19 protein-coding genes, 3 tRNA genes and 2 pseudogenes are annotated in these 23,973 nt (G+C 42.0%); 15 read left to right on the forward strand and 9 right to left on the reverse strand.

All coding sequences use genetic code 11. The annotated features are described in order from the left end of the window. Nucleotides 1-206: 206 nt before the first annotated feature. Complete coding sequence (locus V7K85_RS27160; RefSeq protein ID WP_334818361.1) at nt 207-449, forward strand: hypothetical protein; 243 nt, start codon at nt 207-209, stop codon at nt 447-449. Nucleotides 450-483: 34 nt separating this feature from the next. Here V7K85_RS27160 and V7K85_RS27165 read toward each other — a convergent pair whose 3' ends face one another. Together V7K85_RS27165 and V7K85_RS27170 are read right to left on the reverse strand one after the other, a co-directional pair. Next, complete coding sequence (locus V7K85_RS27165; protein ID WP_334818363.1) at nt 484-1,017, reverse strand: CmcJ/NvfI family oxidoreductase; 534 nt, start codon at nt 1,015-1,017, stop codon at nt 484-486. A gap of 86 nt (nt 1,018-1,103) precedes the next feature. Next, nucleotides 1,104-1,787 carry a glutathione S-transferase family protein gene (locus V7K85_RS27170; RefSeq protein WP_334818365.1) on the reverse strand — a complete coding sequence of 228 codons (684 nt, stop codon included), beginning with the start codon at nt 1,785-1,787 and terminating at the stop codon, nt 1,104-1,106. Between the two features lie 245 nt (nt 1,788-2,032). On the opposite strand from V7K85_RS27170, the gene V7K85_RS27175 reads away from it, so the two are divergent. Further along, nucleotides 2,033-2,404: a hypothetical protein gene (locus V7K85_RS27175; RefSeq protein WP_334818367.1), complete on the forward strand. Its 372-nt coding sequence runs from the start codon at nt 2,033-2,035 to the stop codon at nt 2,402-2,404. Nucleotides 2,405-2,437: 33 nt separating this feature from the next. Here V7K85_RS27175 and V7K85_RS27180 read toward each other — a convergent pair whose 3' ends face one another. Continuing rightward, entirely contained in the window at nt 2,438-3,235 is a 798-nt protein-coding gene (locus tag V7K85_RS27180) for a TrmH family RNA methyltransferase (RefSeq protein ID WP_334818369.1), read from the reverse strand. Between the two features lie 98 nt (nt 3,236-3,333). Then, a tRNA-Leu gene (locus V7K85_RS27185) sits at nt 3,334-3,414 on the reverse strand. A gap of 407 nt (nt 3,415-3,821) precedes the next feature. On the opposite strand from V7K85_RS27185, the gene murA reads away from it, so the two are divergent. The 6 genes from murA (at nt 3,822) to V7K85_RS27215 (ending at nt 9,080) form a co-directional block, all read left to right on the forward strand. Further along, a complete protein-coding gene (gene murA / locus V7K85_RS27190; RefSeq protein WP_334818395.1) occupies nt 3,822-5,189 on the forward strand; it encodes a UDP-N-acetylglucosamine 1-carboxyvinyltransferase in 1,368 nt (455 codons plus the stop codon). A 171-nt stretch (nt 5,190-5,360) separates the two neighbouring features. Next, nucleotides 5,361-6,239, forward strand: coding sequence for a M48 family metallopeptidase (locus tag V7K85_RS27195; protein ID WP_334818371.1), 879 nt, complete (start codon nt 5,361-5,363; stop codon nt 6,237-6,239). A 178-nt stretch (nt 6,240-6,417) separates the two neighbouring features. Further along, on the forward strand, nt 6,418-7,362 hold the full coding sequence (locus V7K85_RS27200) for a Yae1 family protein (protein WP_334818373.1): 945 nt from the start codon (nt 6,418-6,420) through the stop codon (nt 7,360-7,362). 121 nt (nt 7,363-7,483) lie between these two features. Further along, nucleotides 7,484-8,605 (forward strand): alpha-hydroxy acid oxidase, encoded by a 1,122-nt coding sequence (locus V7K85_RS27205; RefSeq protein WP_334818375.1) that lies wholly within the window; start codon nt 7,484-7,486, stop codon nt 8,603-8,605. A 106-nt stretch (nt 8,606-8,711) separates the two neighbouring features. Beyond that, nucleotides 8,712-8,795 (forward strand) — tRNA-Leu (locus V7K85_RS27210). A gap of 33 nt (nt 8,796-8,828) precedes the next feature. Next, a complete protein-coding gene (locus V7K85_RS27215; RefSeq protein WP_334818377.1) occupies nt 8,829-9,080 on the forward strand; it encodes a hypothetical protein in 252 nt (83 codons plus the stop codon). 98 nt (nt 9,081-9,178) lie between these two features. On the opposite strand, the pseudogene V7K85_RS27220 reads toward V7K85_RS27215, so the two are convergent. Then, nucleotides 9,179-9,662, reverse strand: a pseudogene (locus tag V7K85_RS27220) (hypothetical protein); the annotation flags it as partial. Nucleotides 9,663-10,082: 420 nt separating this feature from the next. Here V7K85_RS27220 and V7K85_RS27225 point away from each other — a divergent pair. From V7K85_RS27225 to V7K85_RS27245, 5 genes are all read left to right on the forward strand, one after another. After that, entirely contained in the window at nt 10,083-10,217 is a 135-nt protein-coding gene (locus V7K85_RS27225; RefSeq protein WP_334818379.1) for a hypothetical protein, read from the forward strand. Further along, on the forward strand, nt 10,189-10,986 hold the full coding sequence (locus V7K85_RS27230) for a WecB/TagA/CpsF family glycosyltransferase (protein WP_334818381.1): 798 nt from the start codon (nt 10,189-10,191) through the stop codon (nt 10,984-10,986). The genes V7K85_RS27225 and V7K85_RS27230 overlap by 29 nt, the downstream gene beginning before the upstream one ends. Nucleotides 10,987-11,680: 694 nt before the next feature. Continuing rightward, nucleotides 11,681-12,964, forward strand: a complete 1,284-nt coding sequence (locus V7K85_RS27235; RefSeq protein WP_334818383.1) for a glycosyltransferase family 4 protein — start codon at nt 11,681-11,683, stop codon at nt 12,962-12,964. Between the two features lie 362 nt (nt 12,965-13,326). Beyond that, nucleotides 13,327-14,514 carry a glycosyltransferase family 4 protein gene (locus V7K85_RS27240; protein ID WP_334818385.1) on the forward strand — a complete coding sequence of 396 codons (1,188 nt, stop codon included), beginning with the start codon at nt 13,327-13,329 and terminating at the stop codon, nt 14,512-14,514. Nucleotides 14,515-15,013: 499 nt separating this feature from the next. Next, nucleotides 15,014-15,085, forward strand: a tRNA-Gln gene (locus tag V7K85_RS27245). 89 nt (nt 15,086-15,174) lie between these two features. Here V7K85_RS27245 and V7K85_RS27250 read toward each other — a convergent pair. Next, a complete protein-coding gene (locus tag V7K85_RS27250; RefSeq protein WP_334818386.1) occupies nt 15,175-15,654 on the reverse strand; it encodes a hypothetical protein in 480 nt (159 codons plus the stop codon). A gap of 223 nt (nt 15,655-15,877) precedes the next feature. Here V7K85_RS27250 and V7K85_RS27255 point away from each other — a divergent pair, with 223 nt between their 5' ends. Continuing rightward, a complete protein-coding gene (locus V7K85_RS27255; protein ID WP_334818388.1) occupies nt 15,878-17,176 on the forward strand; it encodes a hypothetical protein in 1,299 nt (432 codons plus the stop codon). A gap of 97 nt (nt 17,177-17,273) precedes the next feature. Here V7K85_RS27255 and V7K85_RS27260 read toward each other — a convergent pair whose 3' ends face one another. From V7K85_RS27260 to V7K85_RS27270, 3 genes are all read right to left on the reverse strand, one after another. Further along, the gene (locus V7K85_RS27260; protein WP_334818390.1) at nt 17,274-18,419 is read right to left on the reverse strand and encodes a SpoIID/LytB domain-containing protein; all 1,146 of its coding nucleotides are present in this window, start codon (nt 18,417-18,419) and stop codon (nt 17,274-17,276) included. A 568-nt stretch (nt 18,420-18,987) separates the two neighbouring features. Then, nucleotides 18,988-21,201 carry a GumC family protein gene (locus tag V7K85_RS27265; protein ID WP_334818392.1) on the reverse strand — a complete coding sequence of 738 codons (2,214 nt, stop codon included), beginning with the start codon at nt 21,199-21,201 and terminating at the stop codon, nt 18,988-18,990. Between the two features lie 556 nt (nt 21,202-21,757). Then, nucleotides 21,758-22,717, reverse strand: a complete 960-nt coding sequence (locus V7K85_RS27270) for a ribonuclease Z (protein WP_334818394.1) — start codon at nt 22,715-22,717, stop codon at nt 21,758-21,760. An 84-nt stretch (nt 22,718-22,801) separates the two neighbouring features. Between V7K85_RS27270 and V7K85_RS36690 the strand changes: the two are divergent. Next, a pseudogene (locus V7K85_RS36690) lies at nt 22,802-23,318 on the forward strand (IS982 family transposase); the annotation flags it as partial. Nucleotides 23,319-23,973 lie beyond the last annotated feature (655 nt).

The raw sequence follows: 23,973 nt of genomic DNA on the forward strand, positions 1-23,973 counted from the left end.
TTTACTCGCATTGAACCGCAGCGATCGCGTCTCAAAAATGAAATTGGTAAAACTTTAGGTGAACAGTTAGATACTGAAAAAGCAGCCGGTCGCCCAGTAAAACTGGTTAGAAATCGCGTGGCAGCTAAAGGAGCAAAGTTACTATTCCGAGAGCTAGTTAGATGTCTGATTCCATAAATTCAATGTTACTAGTGGGCGATTGCAAAATGAATGAACAAGATTATCCAGTTTATTTCCATCTGTCATGCCAGAAATTAAGCCAAATGACGGGGCCCTTATTTGACACTGACGACGATGACGAGTATGACAATCAAGGAAACTTAGATTTTTACGGTGAGTGCCCTAACTGTGCTGATGGTCAAATGTTTATAGACCCGGAGAATGCTGAAGAACTAATTGCTTTTTGCATTGAGTGCGGGTACGTGATCGATTTGCAACAAATTCATTAAATCATGGTAAGCCCCTACAGTTAATGTAGAAGTTTTAAATTACCCAACAAATTGTTAGAGTGAATCTGTGCCGCAGAAGTTCATCCGGGTCTTCAGTACCGATTGCTTCCAACACGGTACGGGCGCGACTATAGCCAGACTTGGTGGTGAAGTCGTTATGTACGCCCCTTATTGGCGTTTTTATGCCTTGTTCGCCCTGCTTGGCCCGTTTGGCGTTACGGAGGTTGTGATCGAACACTATCACCTTTTGGGCACCTGTCAAATCTTTGAGGAATTGCTCCGCCTCAGGGTAGTAAATGCGGCGCACCTCATCTTGATCATAAAAGTCTTCAACAGTGCTGTGGTGTTCAGCCAAGGCGAATCCCTGTTCATCCAAGGACACGTCTTGTGAGATCGTCCGAGCATTATAGATGGGGAGTTTGTGTACCTGATACTTCCCGCTTCGCTGTGGAATGCCTGGCGGTGGTTCGTAAATGTAGTTAACAGGTTTTTCTGTTGTCGGGCTGAGGTAATTAAGTTCTCCCTCAACGTGCGGTAGTTTCTCGGAAAAATGTTTGTCTAAGCTCATCGGTTACATCTCCCAGTGAATTCAACAATGTTTTAGTGACAGTGGACAGGAGACTGTAAGCTCTAACCTGTTCCCTATTTCTTGCCCTACTTTTGAGCAGAAGCAACGGCGGTGGGGACACCAAGAATCTTGGCAAATCTTTCCAAATAGAAGCTTGCAGGATTTTCCACAGCCCGAATTGACTGGCGTTCGCGCACAGTATTCCACCATTTCTGCAAGCGGGGGGTTTCTGTTGGTAAGGTGAAATTGCGGAAGTGTTCCAGGAGGGGTAAGCGTTCAAACCAGGGATAGAAGCTGATATCCACTAAACTCAGCTGATCTCCTAACCAGTAAGGGCGATCACCAGACAGCTTACCTAGTCCTTCTTGCTCAATGTACAACAGAGATTCCAAAAACTCTCTTTGTCCCTGTCCCTGTTCTTGAGCATCTTTACCACGCAAGAGTTTGTTAAAGGCGGGTACAAACCGAGTGTTGGCATAGTCGATCCAGATCCGAGCAATCGCTTTAGCACCTGGTTCGCGGGGCAATAGAGGTGGTTCTGGGAAGACTTCATCGAGATATTCGTTGATGATCGCAGACTCATAAATTTCGATATCCCCATGTTTGATCGCAGGGACTTTGCCGTAGCGCGAAATCTGTGTGTATCCATCTGGTTTGTTTTGTAAGTCAATTTCAGTGGTGCTAAAGTCAATTCCTTTTTCCAGTAAAACCACACGGGTTCTTTGGGAGAAGGTGGAGGCTTTGGCAAAGTAAAGTTGTACGATGCTCATAAAATACTTTCCTTGCAAATATTGCGTAAGCGTGCAGCCTTGGAGACTCCGAAACTCCGGGCTTGTTGCTAGACACCGCCCAGTTTGGACGCAAGAGCGCCATCACATACTATTAAATATACTACTAATTGTCTATCGGCTTACCGCATTATTTCTCCGGAGTATTTGATAGTCTTTGCAAAAATACAAGTCTTAACAATTGGAGACAGCTTGGCAAAAGTCACAAAAGCTAAGTATCGATATTCTTGATAACCACTGCTAAAGTTGATACAGCACACAACTATGATGTTATAAGTGCAAAATTTAAATCTGTAGAAACTGCAATCAAAATTAGGTCAGTAAATCAGGATTTTCAAGTCAATATTATGGAGCCAATTCAGCCACAACAGCGCCGCGCCGCTGATCAAGTGTTTCAACAATCCCTCGATCAGTTCGAGGATATCTTACAAGAAAGTTCAACTGAGGAAGAAGAAATCCCACAACTCCCCCAACTAGATACTAGTACTGTCACTGAAGTCGAACTTGCTCAAGACTTGATAGATATTGATTTAGCCGCTCTTGAGGACGCAGTTGCTGATATTGAACAATATCTCGAAGAAAGAACAAAAACCAAATAAAAGTTATGAGTTATGAGTTTTAACTCCTAACTTTTAACTCCTAACTCCTAACTCTTGACTCATTTGCCGCCGAGCTTCGTACAACATTAAAGCGGCTGCGATCGCCACATTCAATGATTCCACCCCAGGACTCAAAGGAATTCTGACTTGCTTGTCTGCGATCGCTGCTAAATCTGCTGACAATCCAGCACCTTCATTCCCCAGTAAAATCAGACTGGGTTTGCGCCAGTCCACCTCCCAATAAGTTAAAGTCGCACTGGGTAAGGTTGCCACTACCTGCATTCCTGCCTGCTGACTTTGTTGGACTGTCGCTTTTAAATCTTCGGTTACTGCCGTTGCTAGCCGAAACCATTGCCCTGCTGAAGCACGGAGAACTTTAGGGCTGTCTGAATCTACACTATCTCCACTTAGCCACAACCCCGATGCTCCAGCGGCAGCAGCAGTGCGGATCATCGTACCCAGGTTCCCCGGATCTTGAACCGTTTCTAAAGCTAGCACTAAACCAGTAAATGGTAGTTGAGTTTGTCCAACGCTTCGTTTTGCCGTTGCTACCACACCATCCGGTTGGACTGTAGTAGCGATCGCATCCAAGACTTCTCTACTGACAATTTCGGCGCGATCGCATCGGCTACAAGCTTGCTCCCACAGTGAAGGCTGGGCTGCTTGCCATTCTGGGGTACAACACACTGTTTCTAGTGTGTAATTCACCGCACAAGCTTCCTCTAAAAGGTGCGTCCCTTCCAGCAAAAATAACTGCTGCTTGTGCCGTTCCTTGGTGGAGTGGAGTTTGCGGATTTGCTTGACTAAGGAATTTTGTAAACTGGTCAACACGATTTTGGATTTTGGATTTTGGATTTTGGATTAATCTAAAAGACGCTCGCGGACTCGCTAACGCTGCGCTATCGGCAATCTAAAATCCCAAATTAATATGCGGAACCCGGGACTTGAACCCGGAAGCCTTGCGGCACTAGAACCTGAATCTAGCGCGTCTGCCATTCCGCCAGTTCCGCTGGCAATTGTCTTTATCGACAATTTCTTATTATTGCGTAATTTTTTACCCTTGTCAAGTGAAAACATCACGATCGTTAAAAGTCTCAAACTGGAAACGAGTTTTTCAGGGGATAGGTCGAATCAAAATATTAACTCAACAGTACAGCATTGATTTTTAGAGAACACTTAAGTTATTTTACTGAGTATTTAATTTTGCATAAAACTACTAATTATTTGTTCTTTTTTGTGAAATTTTTAAAAAGGTCAAAAAGCTTGCTATTGCTTCTTTTCAGCCCATATTTATCATTCAAAAAACAATTTTTTTATCCAAGATGTTGCCCTAAAACGTGGACAAATTGAATCTTTACTGTAGAATCAAAACCAACTTCAAGCATATAAAATACGTATTACTTTTGGAGGTAGGCTTATTAATCCTTCTACCAGCTTACCAGATGCCAAATTTGCTCCAAAAGCAGACTCCTCAGTCTTGCAAATTTGGGGTGGGCATCCTTTGCGAGGTCATGTGAAAATTAGCGGGGCAAAAAATTCAGCACTGGTAATCATGGCTGGAGCCTTACTGTGTCCGGGTGATTGTCGCATCCGCAATGTCCCCTTATTAGCGGACGTGGAGCGGATGGCTCAGGTATTATCGGCTTTAGGTGTACGCCTAACACGGCAAGGTGACATTTTAGACATCAACGCTAGCGAAATTAAAACATCAAAAGCTCCCTACGAACTAGTTACCCAATTGAGGGCGAGTTTTTTCGCTATTGGAGCCATTCTGGCAAGATTGGGAGTAGCACAGATGCCCTTACCAGGCGGTTGTGCTATTGGAGCAAGACCGGTTGACTTGCATGTTCGGGGACTGCAAGCAATGGGAGCTGAGGTACAAATTGAGCATGGCATTTGTAATGCCTACGTCCCTGGTAGCAGCCGGAGATTAAAAGGTGCGAAGATTTACTTAGATATCGCCAGCGTCGGAGCGACGGAAAACTTGATGATGGCGGCTACCCTGGCAGAGGGCGAAACGATCATCGAAAATGCTGCCAGAGAACCGGAAGTAGTTGATCTGGCTAACTTCTGTAACGCGATGGGAGCCAATATTAAGGGGGCGGGGACTAGCAGGATTATTATTGAAGGAGTCCCCAAGTTGCATTCTGTTGACTACAGCATTATTCCCGATCGCATTGAGGCCGGGACATTTTTGTTGGCAGCAGCAATTACCCGCTCAGAACTTACCCTCTCGCCGGTGGCTCCAGAACATCTTGTGCCAGTGATTGCCAAGCTGCGGGATATTGGGGTGACAATAATTGAGGAAAAGCCTGAATACTTACGTATCCTCCCAGCGGAAACCCTCAAGGCAACGGATATTGAAACCCAATATCATCCAGGTTTTCCCACAGATATGCAAGCGCCGTTCATGGCTTTGCTGGCATTGGCTGAAGGCGACAGCGTGATTAACGAATCCGTCTTTGAAAATCGCTTACGTCATGCCTCAGAGTTGAATCGCTTGGGGGCAGATATTCGTGTCAAAGGCAACGCTGCTTTCGTTCGGGGAGTACCGAAATTGTCTGGCGCACCAGTATTAGGCACAGACTTACGAGCATCGGCAGCCCTAGTCATAGCAGGACTGGCGGCGGAAGGACAAACCACAATTCAGGGATTACAGCACCTCGATCGCGGCTATGATCGACTCGATGTGAAGTTGCAGCAATTGGGAGCTAAAATTCTGCGCGTGGGCGAAGCATCAGCAGATGCAGAAATCGCTTCCACCATCAGTAGCCTTTCAAGTTGAAATTGATCAGTTGAGACTGAGGCAAAAATAAGGAGAATGAGGGAGATAAGGTAAAATTTTCTCCCCCTACTCCCGCTGCCCACCCTACTTAAATCGTTATACTAACTGTGGGAGGCTGTTTATTTAACCAGCCAGATTCCATAGTTGTGTTTTTTTATAGCTTGCTGCACTATGTCCTTCTTCAAAACCCCGCTGATTGGTTTAAAAGCTGACTCATTTCGTCATCCATTAGACCTGGAAGCTACCAAAACGCTCAAGCAGATACCAGGCATAGATATGTTGGTGCGAAATTGGCTCGGCCCAATGGCAGAGCAGGTTTTCTATGTGGAAAATATTGCCTCCAGCGTTCTGGTGGGTGAAAAGCAACTGCCCGATTTATATAAGCTGTTGTTAGACGCTTGTAAAATCCTGGATATAGACCCTCCCCAGTTGTACGTCCGGCAACATCCGGCTCCCAACGCTTATACTTTTGCTGTGCGGGGTAAGCAGCCGTTTGTTGTCCTACACACATCCCTGATTGATATCCTCACACCAGAAGAAATACAGGCAGTAATTGCCCACGAGTTGGGGCATCTCAAGTGTGACCATAGTGTTTACTTGACTCCTGTAAATTTATTAATATTAGCTGCGGCGATTGTGCCCAATGTCGGAACCTTCGTTGCTCAAGCGATACAGGCACAGCTTTTAGAATGGGTGCGCTGTGCTGAGTTTACCTGCGATCGCGCCGCATTACTAGCAACCCAAGACCCCAAAGTTGTCATGTCAGTGTTGATGAAGCTAGCGGGTGGTTCCCCCACCTTAGCGCCACAACTGAATCTTGATGCCTTTGTTGCCCAAGCCCGCGCTTACGATGATATTAGCAAGACCGAACTAGGCGAAATGGTCAAAGCTGCCCGTACAGCCCAATTAACCCATCCAGTACCAGTGCTGCGGGCGCGAGAAATTGACCGTTGGTCAAGCAGCACAGAATATCAATCTTTAATCCAAAATCATGGACTTAAGTCTACAAGTAATGAAGTTGCACTCAAAGGCGGATGGCGAAACTGGTAGAGCTACTGATGAAATTTAGTTACGCAAATTAGATATGTTTTAGCTGACAATACTCCAGAGGATTCGCTAAAGCGTTGGCGCAGCCCGTCGTAGACATCGCACTTCCTAAATTTCTTCAGGCGAGCTATTGGCAATCGTACTGTGATGTAAAATACTGGTACAGCCCAAAAATCAGCTAATGACCAGGTTTCCTTACGACCAGTTTGCCAAAGACTATCTTAAAGAATTGTTACAACCATTGGGAGAAGTGGAAACAAGTCGGAAAGTTCCAGCCCAAATCCGAGAGATTGATGTTTATTTTGTACCTCCACCCCAATCCACAAGGAATACAATAGAATTAGGGCTGTTAGGAAAATTTGCGGCTGAACCTGCATTAGTTGAACCATTTAGAAATGCGGCTACAATTTCGGAGATCCGCAGTTGCATGAATAAGTTGTTTGATATCTTTGCTGAAGTGAAACGTCAAGCTAAAGGTGAAAAGAATCGGCTTGCAGAATCAGAATTACCACGTTTGTGGATTTTGTCACCCACAGCTTCTGAATCTATATTGGATGGTTTTAGAACTAACCTAGATGAAGAACATTGGGGAATAGGAGTACATTTTTTAGGCAATTATTTGAGAACAGCAATTGTGGTAATTCACCAATTACCGTGTACAGAAGAAACACTATGGTTGAGAATTTTAGGTAAGGGAAGAGTCCAGCAACAAGCGATAGATGAACTAGAAGCACTTCCCCAAAATAATCCCTTACGTTCCAAAGCAATTGATTTATTATTGAATTTAAAGATTACCTTAGAATTCAATCAAAATATAGACGAGGAGGATAGAGATTTAATTATGCGCTTATCACCTATTTATGAGCAAAAACTAGTAGAAGTTAAACAAGAAGGAATTCAAGAAGGAATTCAAGAAGGAATTCAAGAAGGAATTCAAGAAGGAATTCAAGAAGGAATTCAAACAGAACGTCGTAATGTTATAGAGAATTTGTTGCGAGTTCGCTTTGGATCTTTAGATGCAGAATTAAGAGTAATTACTGAAGCTTTATTAGCATTATCTCCAGAAGAATTTACTCCTTTATTACTGCAACTATCCAGAGAAGAATTATTAAATAGGTTCCTTTAGAAGAACTCAGTCTGAGATACTGGGTTCTCCACCTTTACTGAGAAATCAATGATTACTTAAGCTTGTTCAATCGGACAATCGGATTAAAAAACATCACATTGCTTAACCCACAGCCGCTACCATGACAGTTGTAACCAACGACGATCGCTTTCAACCCATAAATCTCTTTGAGTACGAAAAGCTAGCAAAAGAGCACATGTCTCAAATGACGCTTGATTACTATAGCAGTGGCGCTTGGGATGAAATAACATTGCGGGATAATCATGCTGCCTTTGAGCGAGTCAAGCTGCGACCTCGGATATTAGTCGATGTTAGCGATCGCAATCTAACTACCTCTATTTTAGGACAACCCCTGCAACTACCTTTGTTAATTGCACCGATGGCTTTTCAATGTCTAGCTCATCCAGATGGAGAAGTTGCCACGGCTCTAGCTGCGGCATCAGCTGGTGTAGGCATGGTGTTAAGTACACTGGCAACAAAAAGCATTGAAGAAGTGGCGATTGCATGTGATAAATTTCCAGATTCTCTGCGATGGTTCCAGCTTTACATCCATAAAGATCGGGGATTAGCTCGTGCTTTGGTAGAAAAAGCCTATAAAGCAGGCTACAAAGCACTTTGTCTGACTGTAGATGCACCTATTCTCGGACAACGGGAGACAGATAGACGTAACGAGTTTGCCTTACCCCCAGACTTACATCTGGCTAATCTTGCCACCATTTCAGGGCTAGATATATCTCAAGAAAAAGGCGAATCTGGGTTAGTTAGCTATTTTGCCCAACAGCTAAACCCAGCAGTAACTTGGCATGATTTGGAATGGTTGCAGTCTTTATCTCCACTACCTTTAGTGATCAAAGGAATTTTACGGGGAGATGATGCTGTTCGGGCTGTAGAATATGGAGCCAAAGCAATTGTTGTTTCCAATCATGGTGGCAGACAACTCGATGGTGCGATTGCTTCTTTAGATGCCCTAGCGGAAATAGTAGCAGCAGTGGATGGTAAAGTAGAAGTGCTGTTGGATGGAGGCATTCGTAGGGGCACAGACATTCTCAAAGCTCTGGCATTAGGAGCAAAAGCGGTACTGATCGGACGACCGGTTTTGTGGGGACTAGCAGTAGCAGGACAAGTCGGTGTATCTCATGTCATCTCACTGCTACAAGATGAGTTAAGTGTGGGAATGGCACTTAGCGGCTGTAGAAAATTAGAGGATATTGACCCTAGTTTATTGACGCTGCCACGCCTTTAAGCCTTAGAATTATTAGAGCTATTATTCCAGGAAAACTTTGAGAATTAATTTTCAGACTTGTTACAAAATCCCTCGATTAGAGTACAATAGTTAAGATTGGATATAAGGGCGGGTGGCGAAACTGGTAGACGCACCACACTCAAAATGTGGCGGCCTTGCGGTCATAGGAGTTCGATTCTCCTCCTGCCCACTACCAAACAAGTACTAGAGAGGTTAAAAAATTATGCGCCTGAAAAGATGGGAATCACCCCGTAAAGAAGGCAGGAATGATAAAGGTAGAGGCGGTTCTGCTAGGAAGCGGCAACTTAAAAAGCAAAGGCAAATGTTACGGCAAAGACTCAAGGAAAGTAACAAACCAGACAATAACAAAAATAATAGAGCAGGGGAAGATAAGTTTATCTTCCCCTTATTTTTTGGGCTTTTATTTTATAAAAAAATAAATTTTAGGGATTTTTCAATACATAGACTAAATTAAATTTGGAACGTGATCATAAAAAATTGTTACCCTATTCTCCAAAAAATACTACCCCTATTCTGTCACTCTCCGAATAAGTAAGTAGTAAACAAGTTAAATTATCCAGAAGGATAAAAGGGTTTAAATTGATTGATTGCACTAATTAAATGATTTAATCCAAGCAAGAAATTGGAGTTTGGAAAAATATCTATCCAGGGAGAAATCGACAAAATAGCAATCACGGTTGGAAAATTAAACAAAAATTATTTAAAATATTCTTCTATCTACCTTCATGGTTCCATTGTTTATGATTAAGAAAATCAACAGAACTCTTTTCTTTTATCCTTATTTGAAGTTGACGAGCTTGATTTAGGGATAAAAAAGCTGGAGAATTTAAACTAATCATTGTGTAAACACAAAAAATAATTCCCCACCCTTCGGGAAAGTCAGTCGCTACAACTCTTGGAACCCCTGCAACGCGCTAGCTCACCATCTCTAAATCTGGTGGAAATTAGTAAAACGATAATCTGTCCAACCTAATTCCTGTTTACACTGCCGAAAACCATATTCTACCCATGTTCTTAATCCATATAGGTTGCCTAAATTCTACATCTATTGCTCTACCTACTTTGTAGAGTTTTATTTTTAAATTATTTTATTCATAATACTCGGAAAGTGACAAAAGAGGGGTAATTTGAATTGAAGCTTTTAAGCGCATACTTACGTATCAAAATCAGCAGACTGAGTGTCTGCTATTTTGGTTCGTCATTTAATTTATGTGTGTAGCAAATATTACGCAGTTAAATACATATTCATCGGAACTTATCCGAATTGTAATGCTTGCATGAACAAATCAAAAATTAATTATGAAGGAAGTATGAATTTTGTCAAACAGCGTCTAAAATCCCTAGCTTAAAACAGTAAGCTAGGACACAGCAGCAAATAATTCTAATTTTAGTATTACTGATTAAGCCAAAAGTATACTAAGAAGGCAATTGCATCTCCATGTGTTAACTTCCAACGATGACACAAGCCTACAAAAAGTCAGAAGTCATCCAATGCGAATTATTCAATATTCGGATTGGTCTAGGTAATCTATGGATTTTTTTCTTGGACACAGGAGTTATTGATGGTGGCAAGAGTGCATCTACCTACTAAAAAAGTGCTTGATTTTCCTATTACTGCCTTACGGTTTGACGTTCAGGTACAAACAATACTGAAGTGGGCGAGTAGGCATGAGAGTAAAACTGTATATGTAGCTAATGTACACATGCTCATTGAAGCCCATTGGAATCCAGAGTTTGCCACCGTATTACGAAATGCAGATATAGTGACTCCTGATGGTATGCCTCTTGTATGGATGATGCGAAAAATGGGAGCGCTTTACCAAGACCGTGTGGCAGGGATGGATATTTTCTTAGCATTGTGTCAGCTAACTCAAACACAAAATCTTAGTATTTTCTTTGTAGGTTCCCAAACAGAAATTCTTTCTAGGATGCGAAAAAGGTTAGAGCAAGAATTTCCTCAGGTGAAGATTGCGGCGATGGAACCTTTACCCTTTCGTCCCCTGACTGAAACTGAAGACGAAGCTTTGGTTCAAAAGATTAACTCTAGTGGTGCTAGTGCCGTTTTAGTATCTCTAGGATGTCCCAAGCAAGAAAATTGGATAGCTCAACATAAAGGTAAGATACAAGCTGTAATGATTGGACTGGGTGGAGTTTTCCCAGTTTATGCAGGAATTCACAAGCGGGCACCCCGTATAGTTCGAGACTTAGGACTTGAATGGCTGTATCGATGGATTCAAGAACCGCGCCGACTTTACGGTCGCTATGCTAAGACCATTCCACTATTTATATGGCTGGCTACGAAGCAACTACTATCATCAAGTCGGATTGCAGCGGTCTTCCTTCACGAGACTGGGGATTAAGGAAAAGGAAAAAAGGCATTGCATATTTGCGGGATGATTTGTCTGACGCAGAGCCGCAGAAACGCAGAGAGGATAAGCAGTTTTAAATTTAAATACATAAATTTCATCCCTTAATTCAGCAACGCCTACTTTCTCAGTAATATCGCCAAAGCTTTTCAGGCGGGTGAAAGTAAGTAGGCAAGAATCAATCAAACTATATTACGCAATGTAAAATTAATTAAATTGGCTTTTAGTAAGCAGCTCTAGCCCTATTTTAAGGGCTAGAGCTGCTTACCCTTTGGGTGACGCTCGTTCGCCCTTGGCGTCTCCCTTTGGGAGAAGACTCGCTAACACTGCCAAGGAGCGTTAGTCGCTCATGGGAGAAATCCCCAACTCTTGGAGACGCTACACCAACGCAGAGCGTTTCCAAGAGTTGGCGCTAGCCTCTCACAAATGGGAGAAGACCGAGTTAACTCACTACAAACCTTTAATTATTCGCGCCCACCTACTTATAAGCTTCCTCATGTTTAAAAATTAACAAGTTTTTAGAGATTTTAGCGATCGCTTTTAAATATTAGAAGCATAGACCAGCAGTTTATATTATTTTGTGCGTAGGCGTAGCTCGTCGTAGCGAAAAGTCGGAGCGGCGGCTTCCGCCGATCTGAACTTTTCAAGACAGACATCGCCTGTATACAGCATTAAGGAAATGTCACGCATGAAACAGTTAAAAATTCTCATCTGTGCATATGCTTGTGAACCGGGAAAGGGTTCTGAACCAGGAGTAGGCTGGAATGTTGTTAGGGAGGTAAGTAAGTATCAGCAAATCTGGGTACTCACATCGAACTGTCACCGTCAAGGTCTTGAAACTCAACTAGCACGTAATCCCCTGCCCAACCTGCACATTGTTTACTTAGATCCTCTAGGTTGGATCATAGACTGGAGTCATCAGAGGATGGGAAAACAATGGGGAGTTTATGTTCATTACTACCTTTGGCAAATTTGGGCATATTTTATCAGTCGCTCACTCCACAAGCAGATTAGCTTTGATATCCTACATCATGTAACTTATGTGAGGTATTCAAGCCCTAGTTTAATTTCACTGCTACCAGTTCCTTTCATCTGGGGCCCAGTTGGTGGCGGAGAATCGTCTCCCAAAAGTTTTTGGAAAGATTTTAGTTTCCGTGGCAAGATATACGAGGTTTTGCGAAATTTGGCTCGCTGGATAGAAGAATGTGATCCCTTAGTCCACCTCACTGCACAACAAACTGTCTTAGCCCGGGCTACCACAGAAGATACAGCTAAACGCTTGCGCCAAATGGGCACAAAAAATGTCCAAGTTTATTCTCCATTAGGTTTATCTCAAGATGAAATAGCAAAGCTTTCAAATTCCGTAATTCTCGATAATTCTCCAATTAGATTTATTAGCGTAGGTAGACTTTTGCACTGGAAAGGGTTTCATTTAGGATTAGCAGCATTTGCCCAAGCAAACTTACCTAATGCTGAGTATTGGATTGTCGGAGAAGGAACTGAACGCAAACAGTTAGAAATATTAACTCAATATCTGAATATTAGTAAACAAGTCAAGTTTTTAGGCAATCTGTTTCGGGAACATACATGGAGTAAAATACAGAACTGCCATGTGTTAGTTCATCCCAGCTTGCATGAATCTGGAGGATTCGTGTGTTTAGAGGCAATGGCAGCACGGCGACCAGTGATTTATCTAGACTTGGGAGGGCCAGCTGTTCAGGTTACAGAAGAAACTGGTTTTAAAATAAAGGCAAATACACCTGATCAAGTAGTAAGTGATATTGCTAAGGCTATGACGTATTTAGCTACTAACCCAGAGCTAAGATTATTGATGGGTCAAGCCGGGCAAAAGAGGGTGAGGGAGACTTTCAGTTGGGAAAGTAAGGGGAAGCAGTTAATTCAACTCTACGAAGAAATTTCAACCCAGAATAAATCCTGCTTGAAATTGAGTTATGGATCTAGCGATGATTAGTGATAACGTAATAAGTAAGTCGGCACAATAAAACCCAGGTATGTTTAGTTTTGCATAAACTGTGGAGTAACCTATTTTTCAGGTATTCGTTAGCTTGACATTTCGTTACGTAAATCGATTTTTTAATACCCACTTACTTAGTATATATCTTCTCAATAGCTCCTTTAGCGATACTACTAGGAGCTTCCCTTGAAAGTGGTAGCATACGTAAAAAACTAATTAAATTTCATCAAAAATTTGTCGGATCTGGGATTTTAGAAAAACTGGTTATAGAACGGTAAAACTACTGTAAATCAGGGTGTAATTGCTTTGCATAATCTATTAGTTGCTGCTTTCCTTCCACTATTTAGAGATTTAACTGCATGAAAGTGCTGTTGATACATAACCGTTATCGACTTGCAGGCGGTGAGGATGGAGTAGTAAAAGCTGAACAATCCTTACTGAAAGCAAATGGTCATCAGGTATCTTTATTAGAAGTTAGTAATCATGACATTAAAAATACCTGGGATAAAGTTACAACTGCTATTAGTGCAATTTACTCATATTCAGCAAAACAACAAGTTCGCATCAAAATTTCCCAACTCCGTCCTGATATCGTCCATGTACATAACTTTTTTCCCCTACTCTCTCCTTCCATATATGATGCTTGTCGAGAGCATGGTCTAAGTATTGTCCAAACTCTTCATAACTATCGGCTTGCTTGTCCCAAAGCAATACCTTTTCGAGATGCAAAGGTTTGTGTGGATTGTTTTGGACAGAGCGTGCCGTGGTCTAGTGTTGTACATGGCTGCTACCGCAACTCACGCATACAAAGCTCGGTTATAGCAGCAATGAACAGCTGGCATCGGTTGCGAGGTACTTGGCAGGAACAGGTAGATGCTTATATTGTCTTTACCCAATTTCAAAAAGACAAAATGTTACAGGCTGGACTGCCAGCAGAAAAGTTATACATCAAACCTAACTTTGTTTTTGCTCCAGACTCTCGAAACCAAAATGCTGAACATAGTGACTACTTACTTTTTGTTGGTAGATTGTCTGAAGAAAAGGGAGTTTCTGTTTTAATTGATGCCTATGTACAGAATAATTTATGCACTCCATTAAAAATTGTGGGTGATGGCCCTTGGCGTCAAAAGTTGAAGCAACAGATTAAAAATACCAGTTCTGAAAATTTCATCGAATTTTTAGGGTTTCAGGATAAGCCAACAGTGTTGACACTAATGCAAAATGCACGGTTTTTAGTATTTCCTTCCATTTGGTACGAAGGTTTTCCCTTAACTATTATTGAAGCTTTTGCCTGCGGTCTACCTGTACTGGTGTCCAAATTAGGTAGCATGGTAGAAATTGTAGAGGATGGAGTAACTGGTTTACATTTTGAAGCAGGCAACTATACAGATATGGCAGCCAAAATAGAATGGGCAACCACTCATCCTGAAACTATGAGAACTATGGGCAAAAATGCTCGCCAGGTTTATCAGACTAAGTATGCTCCTGAAGCTAATTATCAGCAGTTGATGGCAATTTATCAACAAGTCATCAATAAGAAGAAATAGTGTGTCACTGGTCACGAGGAACCGATTCTAAGTCGTTGATCATCAAGTGAAGCAGATTATTAGATGCAAAGGAATTGCGATCGCAGAATTTTATCTCTTAATGGGACTTAGACGAAAAACACCCCGAAAATAGCCTTAAATCTATATACACAAAGGCTTTGATATCGTTTTACTTATGTTTATTCATATATCTGGGTTTGAACCATTTTTGAGTATTTGGTGTATTACCCTTACCCTGTATGGGTTGGAGGCTTGTTTGTCCCTCAAAAATGTTTAAGTCCCGCTAACCCTCTTTGATCACTATCGGATAAATTCATGTGAGTTCGACGATACAGCCAAACGGTGATTCAAGGGTTCACCCCAAAGTGATGAAAGAGGCTAAGTGCAAGAATTCCGACCAATCAATGTCCTGCCGTTAAAACCCATTATCTGAAATCAACTATTAAAGTACTTGACATAAACCCAGGATTAACTGCTATATTAACTAAAGTAAAGTCGTTGGGGCGTAGCCAAGTGGTAAGGCAGCGGGTTTTGGTCCCGCCATCCCTAGGTTCGAATCCTAGCGCCCCAGTAAATCTAAAGACAGGCTGTAATGCCTGTCTTTTAGAATATTTAATTACATTTTTAAGATGCGTCTTAATCCATCTAATTCTGTAAATGTTACTTGTCAGGCGATTTGAGAGCTTGATCCAGAGTCTGCCGAGCCTGTTCTGCTTTAGATCGCGCTTCCTGGTAACGCACATTTGCTTGGGCAAAATTTTTGAGAACTTTAAAACCTTCCTTGAGCCGAGTAATTTCCTCTTCTGTCACCGACTCGTCAGTGAACAGAACATCAAGTGCTTTACGAATTTCCAACGCTTCATCTCGTGACTCCTGAACTTTCAGTTTGAGTGTGGCCAGGTTACTCAACACCTGAACAGCTTGTGTAATCGTATCCTCACCGCTAGCAGTATCAATAGTTGACTCTTTAACCTCAATTAATTGTTGAGGGCCAAATCCTTCTTCCAGTTCCGTGGGTAGCTTACCTGCATCCATCAGTTCCATCAGCTGATCCATTGCTTTTTCACGGGCTTTGGCTGAATCTTTTCCAGAAACAGTCAGGATAATTTCTGGGCTTTGAGCGAGAGTGTACTGAACCATATTTGAGCAGAAAATTTGCTGATAACCAAGCTAAGGGAAACAATTATAACATGTTGTGTGTAAGGTTATTTGTTGGCTTATTCACTGTAGTGTCGGGTTGCCAAATTCATGTGATTTATATATCTTGATGATTTCATCCTTCAATCCTACCCCTGCCAAGTCGCTCAAAATAAAACTTTATACTTAAGAAAAGGGGAATAAGTTTCAACAGGAGGGGAGAGCAATGGCTCCCAGTCCCACCATTATCCAAGCTGTGGAACAACTGGGTTACCGTGTCACCGTTGGAGATGTGGCAACTCAGGCAGGATTGAACGTCGCTGAAGCTAATCAAAGCTTGTTAGCCCTGGCATCTGATGCTGGGGGACATTTGCAGGTAGCGGAATCAGGTGATATAGTTTACCTTTTTCCACAAAATTTTCGAGCAATTTTGCGTAATAAATACTTCCGGTTACGATTGCAGGAATGGTGGAAAAAAGTCTGGAGTGTTCTGTTTTACCTGATTCGCATTTCTTTTGGAATTTTCTTAACTGTTTCCATCGTCCTGATAACTGTTACCATCTACATTATCATTACCTATGCCAACTCAGACCGTGACGGCAACAATCGGGGCAGTAATTCCGGCGGTGGGGGGTTCTTCTATTTTCCAAATTTATTCTGGTATCTTAGCCCAAATTATGACACCCGCTACCAGGAACGGCGACGTGAAAGGCGCCAAGAAAGCAATCTGAATTTCTTTGAAGCTATGTTTTCGTTTTTGTTTGGCGATGGTAATCCTAACGCCAACTTAGAAGAACGTCGCTGGCAAGAAATTGCTACGGTGATTCGGATTAATCGTGGCGCAGTCGTAGCAGAACAAATTGCTCCATATTTGGATGACATTGGCGAGGGATATACAAGAGAGTACGAAGATTATATGCTGCCTGTTCTGACGCGATTCAATGGGCAACCGACAGTAAGTCCAGAAGGGCAAATTGTTTATTACTTCCCAGAGTTGCAGGTGAGTGCAGCTAAAAAGCGCCGTCATTCAATATCAGATCACTTGGAGGAATTTCTCTGGCGTTTTAGTGCCGCAAGTTCAGGGCAAATTATGCTGAGTGCTGGGTTGGGTGTACTAAATTTTGTTGGTGCTTTAGTACTGGGAAGTTTGTTGAGAGATGGCACTGTTGCCGTTCAATTAGGTGGACTGGTAGCTTTTGTGCAAGGAATTTATTGGCTGCTATTGGCTTACGGAGCAGGTTTCTTAGGCGTACCGTTATTGCGTTATTTCTGGATTCGGTGGCGTAATCGTAAAATTGCCGATCGCAACCGCGATCGCCTTTCTAGAGCAAGGCTATTGGCAAGTCCTGATGCGCCTTTGCAACAAAAAATTGACTATGCCCAACAATTTGCAACAGAAAAAGTCATTAGCAACGAAGATTTAGTGTATTCTAGCGAAACTGACTTACTCGACCAGGAAGTTGAACGTTCTGCACAAATCGACGCTGAATGGCAACGACGCTTGGAACGTGGGAGTGGGGAATAGAGTTAAGAGTGAAGAGTTAAAAGTGAGGAGTGAATAATTAAGATTTATTTAAAACTCCTAACTTATAACTTCTAATTCCTAACTCCTAACTTTCTCTCTACTTCGCCTGAATTGGTGTTAGGGCTACACCTTGATAATAATGTCCCAAAATTTGCAGGTGGTTCACTCCTTGCCGAGCCAGATTATACGCCCCCCACTGACTCATGCCTAAACCATGACCGAAGCCAAGCCCTTGAAGTACAAAACTACCATCGCCTCCCTTGGTGACGGTAAAGCGGGTACTTTTTAACTTGAGGGCTGTTCGCACTTCTTCGCCCTGTAGCACCTTCGTGCCCTTGTTACCGACAATTTTTAAGACTTTAACACTGCGAAAAGGTGAGTATGTCTCTGGAATCATTGCTATTACACTGCCCACCCCAGGAAATTTAGCGCTAATTTCACTGGGCGAGAAGGTTTTCACCCAATTACACTCGCGGATATTTTGATCGTAGTCTTGAACAGCACGTAGGTAAGGTTCGCTACTTCCCCAAACATCTTCCACGTTTTCAGTGTGTCCCCCAGAACAAGCGTGGAAGACTGAGAGAATAATCCGATTTTTGTAGGTTAGTACCTGCCCTAGTGTGGAATCCACTGCGGCGTAAGTAGCAGGAGATTCACTGATCACACCTTTGTAAATTTGCCAATGATCGGGGGTATTGCCTACATCGTAAACAGGATTATTCCGTTGTTTTTCTCGTTCATAAAGGGCATAGGTGCGGGCAGCGATCGCTTGGGCTTTTAAAGCTTCTTGGGGCCAGCTAGCATCCATTTCACCACCGAGAACGCTGTAAAGATATTCTTGGTCATCAACCCAGTTAACAGCGGTTAAGCCTTTTTCTGTAGGAACAACTAGAGTTCTGCCCCGATACCAGCGATCGCCAATATAAACAAATCCTTTACCTGTTGGCTCAATCCAAAATAAACCAGACTGCCACTTATCTAAAGCCACTCCGCCGGGAACAGTTTGGGCATAATATGCACTCATCGCTGGTAACTGTCCGAGAGTCCGTCCGGTACTATCCTTGACGATCCCAGTGGTGGAACTGCCCACTTTTACCTGATTAACCCCCCTCTCAATTGCCACGCGCAGGATTACAGACGCTTGGGCTGGGGCAACCAAAGCAATCCATAAAAGGATACTTACCCACCAATGATGTACTTTAATCTGGGAAAATAAAGAGCCTAAATAAAGTTGGAATTTCATGCTGATCATCTAATCACACTAGTATCTAATTGACGCTCTAGACTATGGCGTCTACTACTTTAAGATGAGACACTTCTCCAACGCAGGAGGTTGCCACCTCCTACTAATTATGCATTTTGCTTTAGCTACAAAGTAGAAATCAGTTAATCTTGACACTTGCTCTTGGCAAAAGTGTCTACCTCTGGTACATGCGATCGCTTATACCAGAAGTTCTTACTCGTGCTTCATCCTACAGATATCGCTGTTTCATCACTCTCTCCAGACAAAAAAACAATAATCCTTGCTACACAAGACTCTCATCTCAAATAGATGATTCTAGGCATAATGTAGAAAATAAAGCTCAAAACCCAGTTTCTGTCTCTTGTTTAAAAGTTGGCTGAGATTTTTCTTTGACCAGAGTGATGGAAGAGCGATATCAGCGCGGTTGCATTTAAAAACCGCCCAAAAGACGACATAGGGAAGCGGGGACACGGGCACACGAAGAGTTTCAACGCCGATGCGTCTCCCACTCTTTGCGTCCTACTTTCACCACGTCGCCATGTCTCCCACTTTTTACCTCTTCTTCCGTCTACGATGCCAATACCTTTTGAGAATTCCTCACTTCATTAGCGATAATTCCAATTAAATTCAACTTACTCAAAATTTCTGTAGCTTGAGTCAGTTCAGTTCGGGTGACTTTACCCATGCGCTCTACCATTACGATACCATTACAAAAAGATGCCACAATCCTGGCATCAACCGTGCCTAAAATAGGTGGAGTATCTATCAGTACTAAGTCATATGTTTGCTCAAACAATTCTATTAGTTCTTTCATCCGTTGAGAACTGAGCAAGTTCACCGTGTCTTCTGGTTCAGGCCCAGCAGTCAAAATATCAATGGAAGGGTGAATGGGCTGGATATAATCTTGAAAATGAGTAGTTGTTTCATCAACTAATAACAGAGATAGTCCCCAGTCATTGGATAGTTCCAGGATTTTGTGCAGGCTAGGATTATGTAGGTTAGCATCAATTACTAATACTCGTTGATGCATCCGGGTAGCGCTAGCCACAAGCCCTAATACTAAGGTTGTCTTCCCTTCCCCTGGTAGTGCTGAAGTCAACATCAGCGACTTGAAGGGGAAGGGATATTTTAATATTTGAATATTTTGATAGATCATGTCCAGGGTTTCATGGACGGGCAATCTAGTACTGGCTTCTACTACAGAGTCATCTGAGCTTTGCCGTCCATTCCAAGGTAGACCCAGTCGCCGCTTTTTGACACTATGTAATGGTAGTTTTGGTACTGACCCCAGTACACGTAGGTTCGTCAGTTTCTTTAAATCCCCCGCACAATAAATAGCGTTATTAAACTTTTCCAAAATCAGGGCTGCTAAGATACCTAAAATCGGCCCAATTACCCCTCCCCCAACCAAAAGTAATAATCTGTTCCTCCCCATATAAGTACCTAGAGTAGGTTCTGCCAAAACTTGCCAGTTATATCCTTCTTGAGCAATTTTCAGTCCCAAAGACTGTTGCGCCTGGAGTAGTTGTTCAAGGTTTTTACGACTAGTTTCTACCTTTGGCAGAAGACGGTTATACTCTGCTATTAAGCTTGGGTATTTGTTTAGCTCAGAGCGGAGTCGCTGTTCTGACTCGGTTAGATTCTTTTGATTGGCGGTTAGTCCTAAGACCGTTGTCTGCACCAGAATAAACTCGTCTACTAGCGTTGGATCAACCTCTACCATTTGCCCTTTCAAAAGCGGTTTTTCCTTACTGCTAGTAGTAATAGCTTTCACCTCTTGTCGTAATAGCGAAAGTTGACTTTGGCGTTGCTGCTTTAGTTTCTGTACCGATGGGTAATCGTCTGTATAGCGCAGCCGCTCTTTAGCCAATGCTAGTTCAGTCTTTTGAATTTCACTCAATAGTGTTTGGTAGCGACTTGAGTGATTTAAACGAGAAGAAATTAGTTCATTCTGCTGAGATGAAGACGCTATTTCTTGCTCTAGGTTATCGTAACGAGCATTTACATCTTGAAGGTTGGCACGAGTTGTTTGTAGCTGTTGTTGAATATCGGCTAGAGATTCTAGCAGGATTTTACTTTGGACTTCGGGATCGAGTAATTTATGTTTTTTGCGAAACTGTTCTAAATTTTTATCAGCTTTACTCACCTCTTTTTTTATCTCAGGTAGGCGAGCGTTTACAAAAGCTAGTCCCTGATTCAGACGTTCTTTTTGTTGCTCTTTGTTGTAACTTTGATAGACTTTCTGTAGAGCTTGAAGTACTCTTTGTGCTTTTAGTGGATCGTCATCATTGAAAGAAACTTCAAATACTTGATTAAAAACTTTATTAGCTCCTATGCCTCTCTCTTCTGGAGTCACCTCCAGAGATGCTTTTTTACTCTGTTCTTTTTGACCATTGATATCTTCTAAGGTAATATCAGGATAATTAGAATGAAGTGAATTTACGGCTTTCTGGAGCAGCTTAGAACTCAGCATGAGTTTCATCTGAGTAGTGTAATCAACAACTTGAGAATTGGAATCAGTAACCTGAGTATTTGCTCCTACAGGGATATTATTTGACTGTGCCCCTTCAGATGAATTGGAACTCACCAATATCTGCAAATTGCTCTGGTAAGTAGGTTTGGCAATGACAGCTAAAAGGCTAGCAGCTGACATAACTAGACAGGAAATCCCCAAGATCAGAAAGCGTCGGCGAAGCAAAATAGTAGATAGTTGTCTGATGTCAACTGCGTCTTGTGCTGAAGTAGTAACCTGTTGCTCTTGATTCAGACTAGTCTTAGCCACTATCAAACTCCTCTAATATCGAAACACTATATTTATTTGGAAGATTTCTGAGAAATGTGAAATGATTTTTTTACACCTAATAGCCGCAACAGCATACTTAATTATTCTTCCAACCATGACAAGCTTACTTGGCACAATATTATGCCAACTGGCGCTTTCATGTTCATCAATTCATGCATATAAATTCTAAATCAGTATTGGAAGAATAAATTTTTAATAAATTTTTTATTTAAAAAAGAAAAATACTTAGGAAAAATTAATTATTTTTCCTAAGTATTTAAGTAAAAAATTTTGATTCACAACATGATATATAAGTTATTTGGATAACTTGTAATATAAAAAACACATTGAGAAAGTATTTAAATTTTATTACTTAGATTTTTTACTACATTTAGATAACCGTAAATTCATGGTTAACTAGTTGACTTACTTGTAAAACCAAACTGCTGTTTATTTACTGGACGTCATGAGTTGGACTACTAAACTCCAAGATAGAGCCGGGTTAATTTTAGATTTTAGATTAGAAGGGTTCAATAGGAAATCTAAAATCCAAAATTTAAACGCCTACCTTGGTTAACTCTACTTCCCGTCGCCTGGGTACTTCGTGAATCATGAAATCGTAAGCCATATCAGTACGGGGAAAAATAGCACGGGCTTCCTTGAGCAAATCCTTCAACTCCAAGGTATTTCCGGGAGCATAGCGGGGACTAAAATGACTCATAATCAGTCGATGTGCCCCAGCAGCTAAAGCTGTTTGCGCTGCCATTGTGGTTGTGGAATGCAATCGCTGAAAAGCCATGTCTGCATCTTGATGGGCAAAGGTTGCTTCGTGAATTAATACATCAGCATCATCAGCTAATTCCACTGCACCATCACAATAAATTGTGTCTGTACAATAGGCAATCTTTCGACCAATTTCTGTAGGGCCGCATAATTGAGTGCCATCAATCACCCGTCCGTCGGCAAGGGTCACTGTTTCACCTCGCTTGAGTTGACCGTAAATCCGACCAGGAGGAATTTGCAACGCCTTGGCTTTTTCCACATCAAAACGTCCTGTCCGGTCTTTTTCGGCTACGCGGTAGCCGAAAGCTGTAATGCGGTGATGCAAATTACCGCAGCTAACGGTGAAGTCATCGTCTTCATAAATTATCCCTGGACGGATGGCATGGACTTTAATGGGGTAAGAAAAGTGCGTGTAGGAGTAACGTGAGGCGGCTTGAATGTAATCATTTAATCCAGGTGGCCCATATATATCAATTCGTTCCACATTGCCAGCCAAGCCGCAAGTAGCAAGAAGTCCCATCAAGCCAAAGATGTGGTCGCCGTGCATATGGGTGATAAAAATTCGGGAAAGTTGACTAATTTTCAGTTCACTTCGCATAATTTGATGCTGAGTACCTTCCCCACAGTCGAATAACCACAGTTCTGCCCTTTGGGGTAATCTCAGGGCGACACTGGAAACATTGCGCGATCGCGTGGGTACACCGGAACTCGTCCCTAAGAATGTTATCTGCACAGCGTTCTTTAGTCTTCCTATTGCTCAATTTGCAGCTCTATTTTCTATAGTGACACGGTTTATCAGCAAAATACTTTTGAGTATGATCACATCCGTATCTTCAATGTGAAATCAATTAAGTCCCAAGAGTACAGAGCAAAGCCGGAGACTCGGAAAGCTCCGGGTTACATCGCATCAAAGAAACGCTATTTCTATGGTGTAAGAGTTCAGTTGTTAACGACTAAAAGTTGTATCCCGGTTAAGGAAAGTATTTCTGGTAGTGCAATGGAAGTACTGGCTTCGAATGCATTACCGTTAAATCTACCACCTGGTAGCAAGGTTTATGCTTGACGGGAACATACACTGATTATACAGCAGAAGATGAACTCTTCGATACAAGTCAAATTGCTTTGAAAGTGATGCCTAAAAAGAACTCTATACGTCAAGATTAACCGTAAGATGAATACGTAAAATCAACGTACTAGACAAAAGAAAAGAGACTGTATTAAGCGCTGTCACAAGTCTATTCCCAAAATCAATTCATCCATGTACCTGGGATGGCTTTCTACTGAAGATAGAAGCATTTATTTTTGCTTTTACTTTGAAGCAAGCATTTATATAGCGAGTCGTTTTTTAGACTTTTACTGACGCACGTATATCTTTTTTGATTAGATCGGGCGTTGTGGTTGCGCGTCGCACAACCGCACACCTCATTGCCTGCGATCACATTCCTCTCAAGGTGCTTTTCACTCAAAGTCTGATAACCCGCAACTAGGGTTCCTACCAGGTTTGTTATCTCAATTTTATCCAAAATGAGCAACTAAGTAAATCTTAAATAGTAGCGTGGCAAGACTAAAATGGTGTAAGAGTTAAAGGCTCATAGTAGCGCTTTAGACCCAAAAATTCATAAATCTAATGCACAAATTTAGTCTTGCCATACAACAAAGTGTGTTAGGCGCTTTGATCATGTTTTTGGTTACAAATTATATGAAAATATGCGCCTAACACACCCTAAAAATTAAGATGGAATGATTTATTTTTTCGTAGTCCCTAAATCAGCAAAATTTGGTAGAAAATTTCAACAATTACTTTATCGTAAATTAAAGGGTTTAAGACCCCTTTTCCCAAAGGGAGAGGCTAACGCCAACCTCTACACGTAGCTCAAAGGCGGAATTGACTGTAAAAACCCTGCTCAAATGGTAATGAGGAGGGTTTTTGTAGAATTAAGATACCTGGCATCGAGCTATTTTTGCGTAGGGCTACCCCTAAACTATCGT

It is taken from the genome of Nostoc sp. (genome assembly GCF_036917615.1).
Taxonomy (GTDB): Bacteria; Cyanobacteriota; Cyanobacteriia; order Cyanobacteriales; family Nostocaceae; genus Nostoc.

Excerpts from the sequence above, each read along its gene's own strand:
- V7K85_RS27205 (WP_334818375.1), top strand. The coding sequence starts at position 7,484 with ATGACAGTTGTAACCAACGACGATCGCTTTCAACCCATAAATCTCTTT.
- V7K85_RS27260 (WP_334818390.1), bottom strand. The coding sequence starts at position 18,419 with ATGAAATTCCAACTTTATTTAGGCTCTTTATTTTCCCAGATTAAAGTA.
- V7K85_RS27215 (WP_334818377.1), top strand. The coding sequence starts at position 8,829 with ATGCGCCTGAAAAGATGGGAATCACCCCGTAAAGAAGGCAGGAATGAT.
- V7K85_RS27230 (WP_334818381.1), top strand. The coding sequence starts at position 10,189 with ATGGTGGCAAGAGTGCATCTACCTACTAAAAAAGTGCTTGATTTTCCT.
- V7K85_RS27165 (WP_334818363.1), bottom strand. The coding sequence starts at position 1,017 with ATGAGCTTAGACAAACATTTTTCCGAGAAACTACCGCACGTTGAGGGA.
- V7K85_RS27195 (WP_334818371.1), top strand. The coding sequence starts at position 5,361 with ATGTCCTTCTTCAAAACCCCGCTGATTGGTTTAAAAGCTGACTCATTT.
- V7K85_RS27235 (WP_334818383.1), top strand. The coding sequence starts at position 11,681 with ATGAAACAGTTAAAAATTCTCATCTGTGCATATGCTTGTGAACCGGGA.
- V7K85_RS27255 (WP_334818388.1), top strand. The coding sequence starts at position 15,878 with ATGGCTCCCAGTCCCACCATTATCCAAGCTGTGGAACAACTGGGTTAC.
- V7K85_RS27170 (WP_334818365.1), bottom strand. The coding sequence starts at position 1,787 with ATGAGCATCGTACAACTTTACTTTGCCAAAGCCTCCACCTTCTCCCAA.
- V7K85_RS27250 (WP_334818386.1), bottom strand. The coding sequence starts at position 15,654 with ATGGTTCAGTACACTCTCGCTCAAAGCCCAGAAATTATCCTGACTGTT.
- V7K85_RS27225 (WP_334818379.1), top strand. The coding sequence starts at position 10,083 with ATGACACAAGCCTACAAAAAGTCAGAAGTCATCCAATGCGAATTATTC.
- V7K85_RS27240 (WP_334818385.1), top strand. The coding sequence starts at position 13,327 with ATGAAAGTGCTGTTGATACATAACCGTTATCGACTTGCAGGCGGTGAG.
- V7K85_RS27200 (WP_334818373.1), top strand. The coding sequence starts at position 6,418 with ATGACCAGGTTTCCTTACGACCAGTTTGCCAAAGACTATCTTAAAGAA.
- V7K85_RS27160 (WP_334818361.1), top strand. The coding sequence starts at position 207 with ATGAATGAACAAGATTATCCAGTTTATTTCCATCTGTCATGCCAGAAA.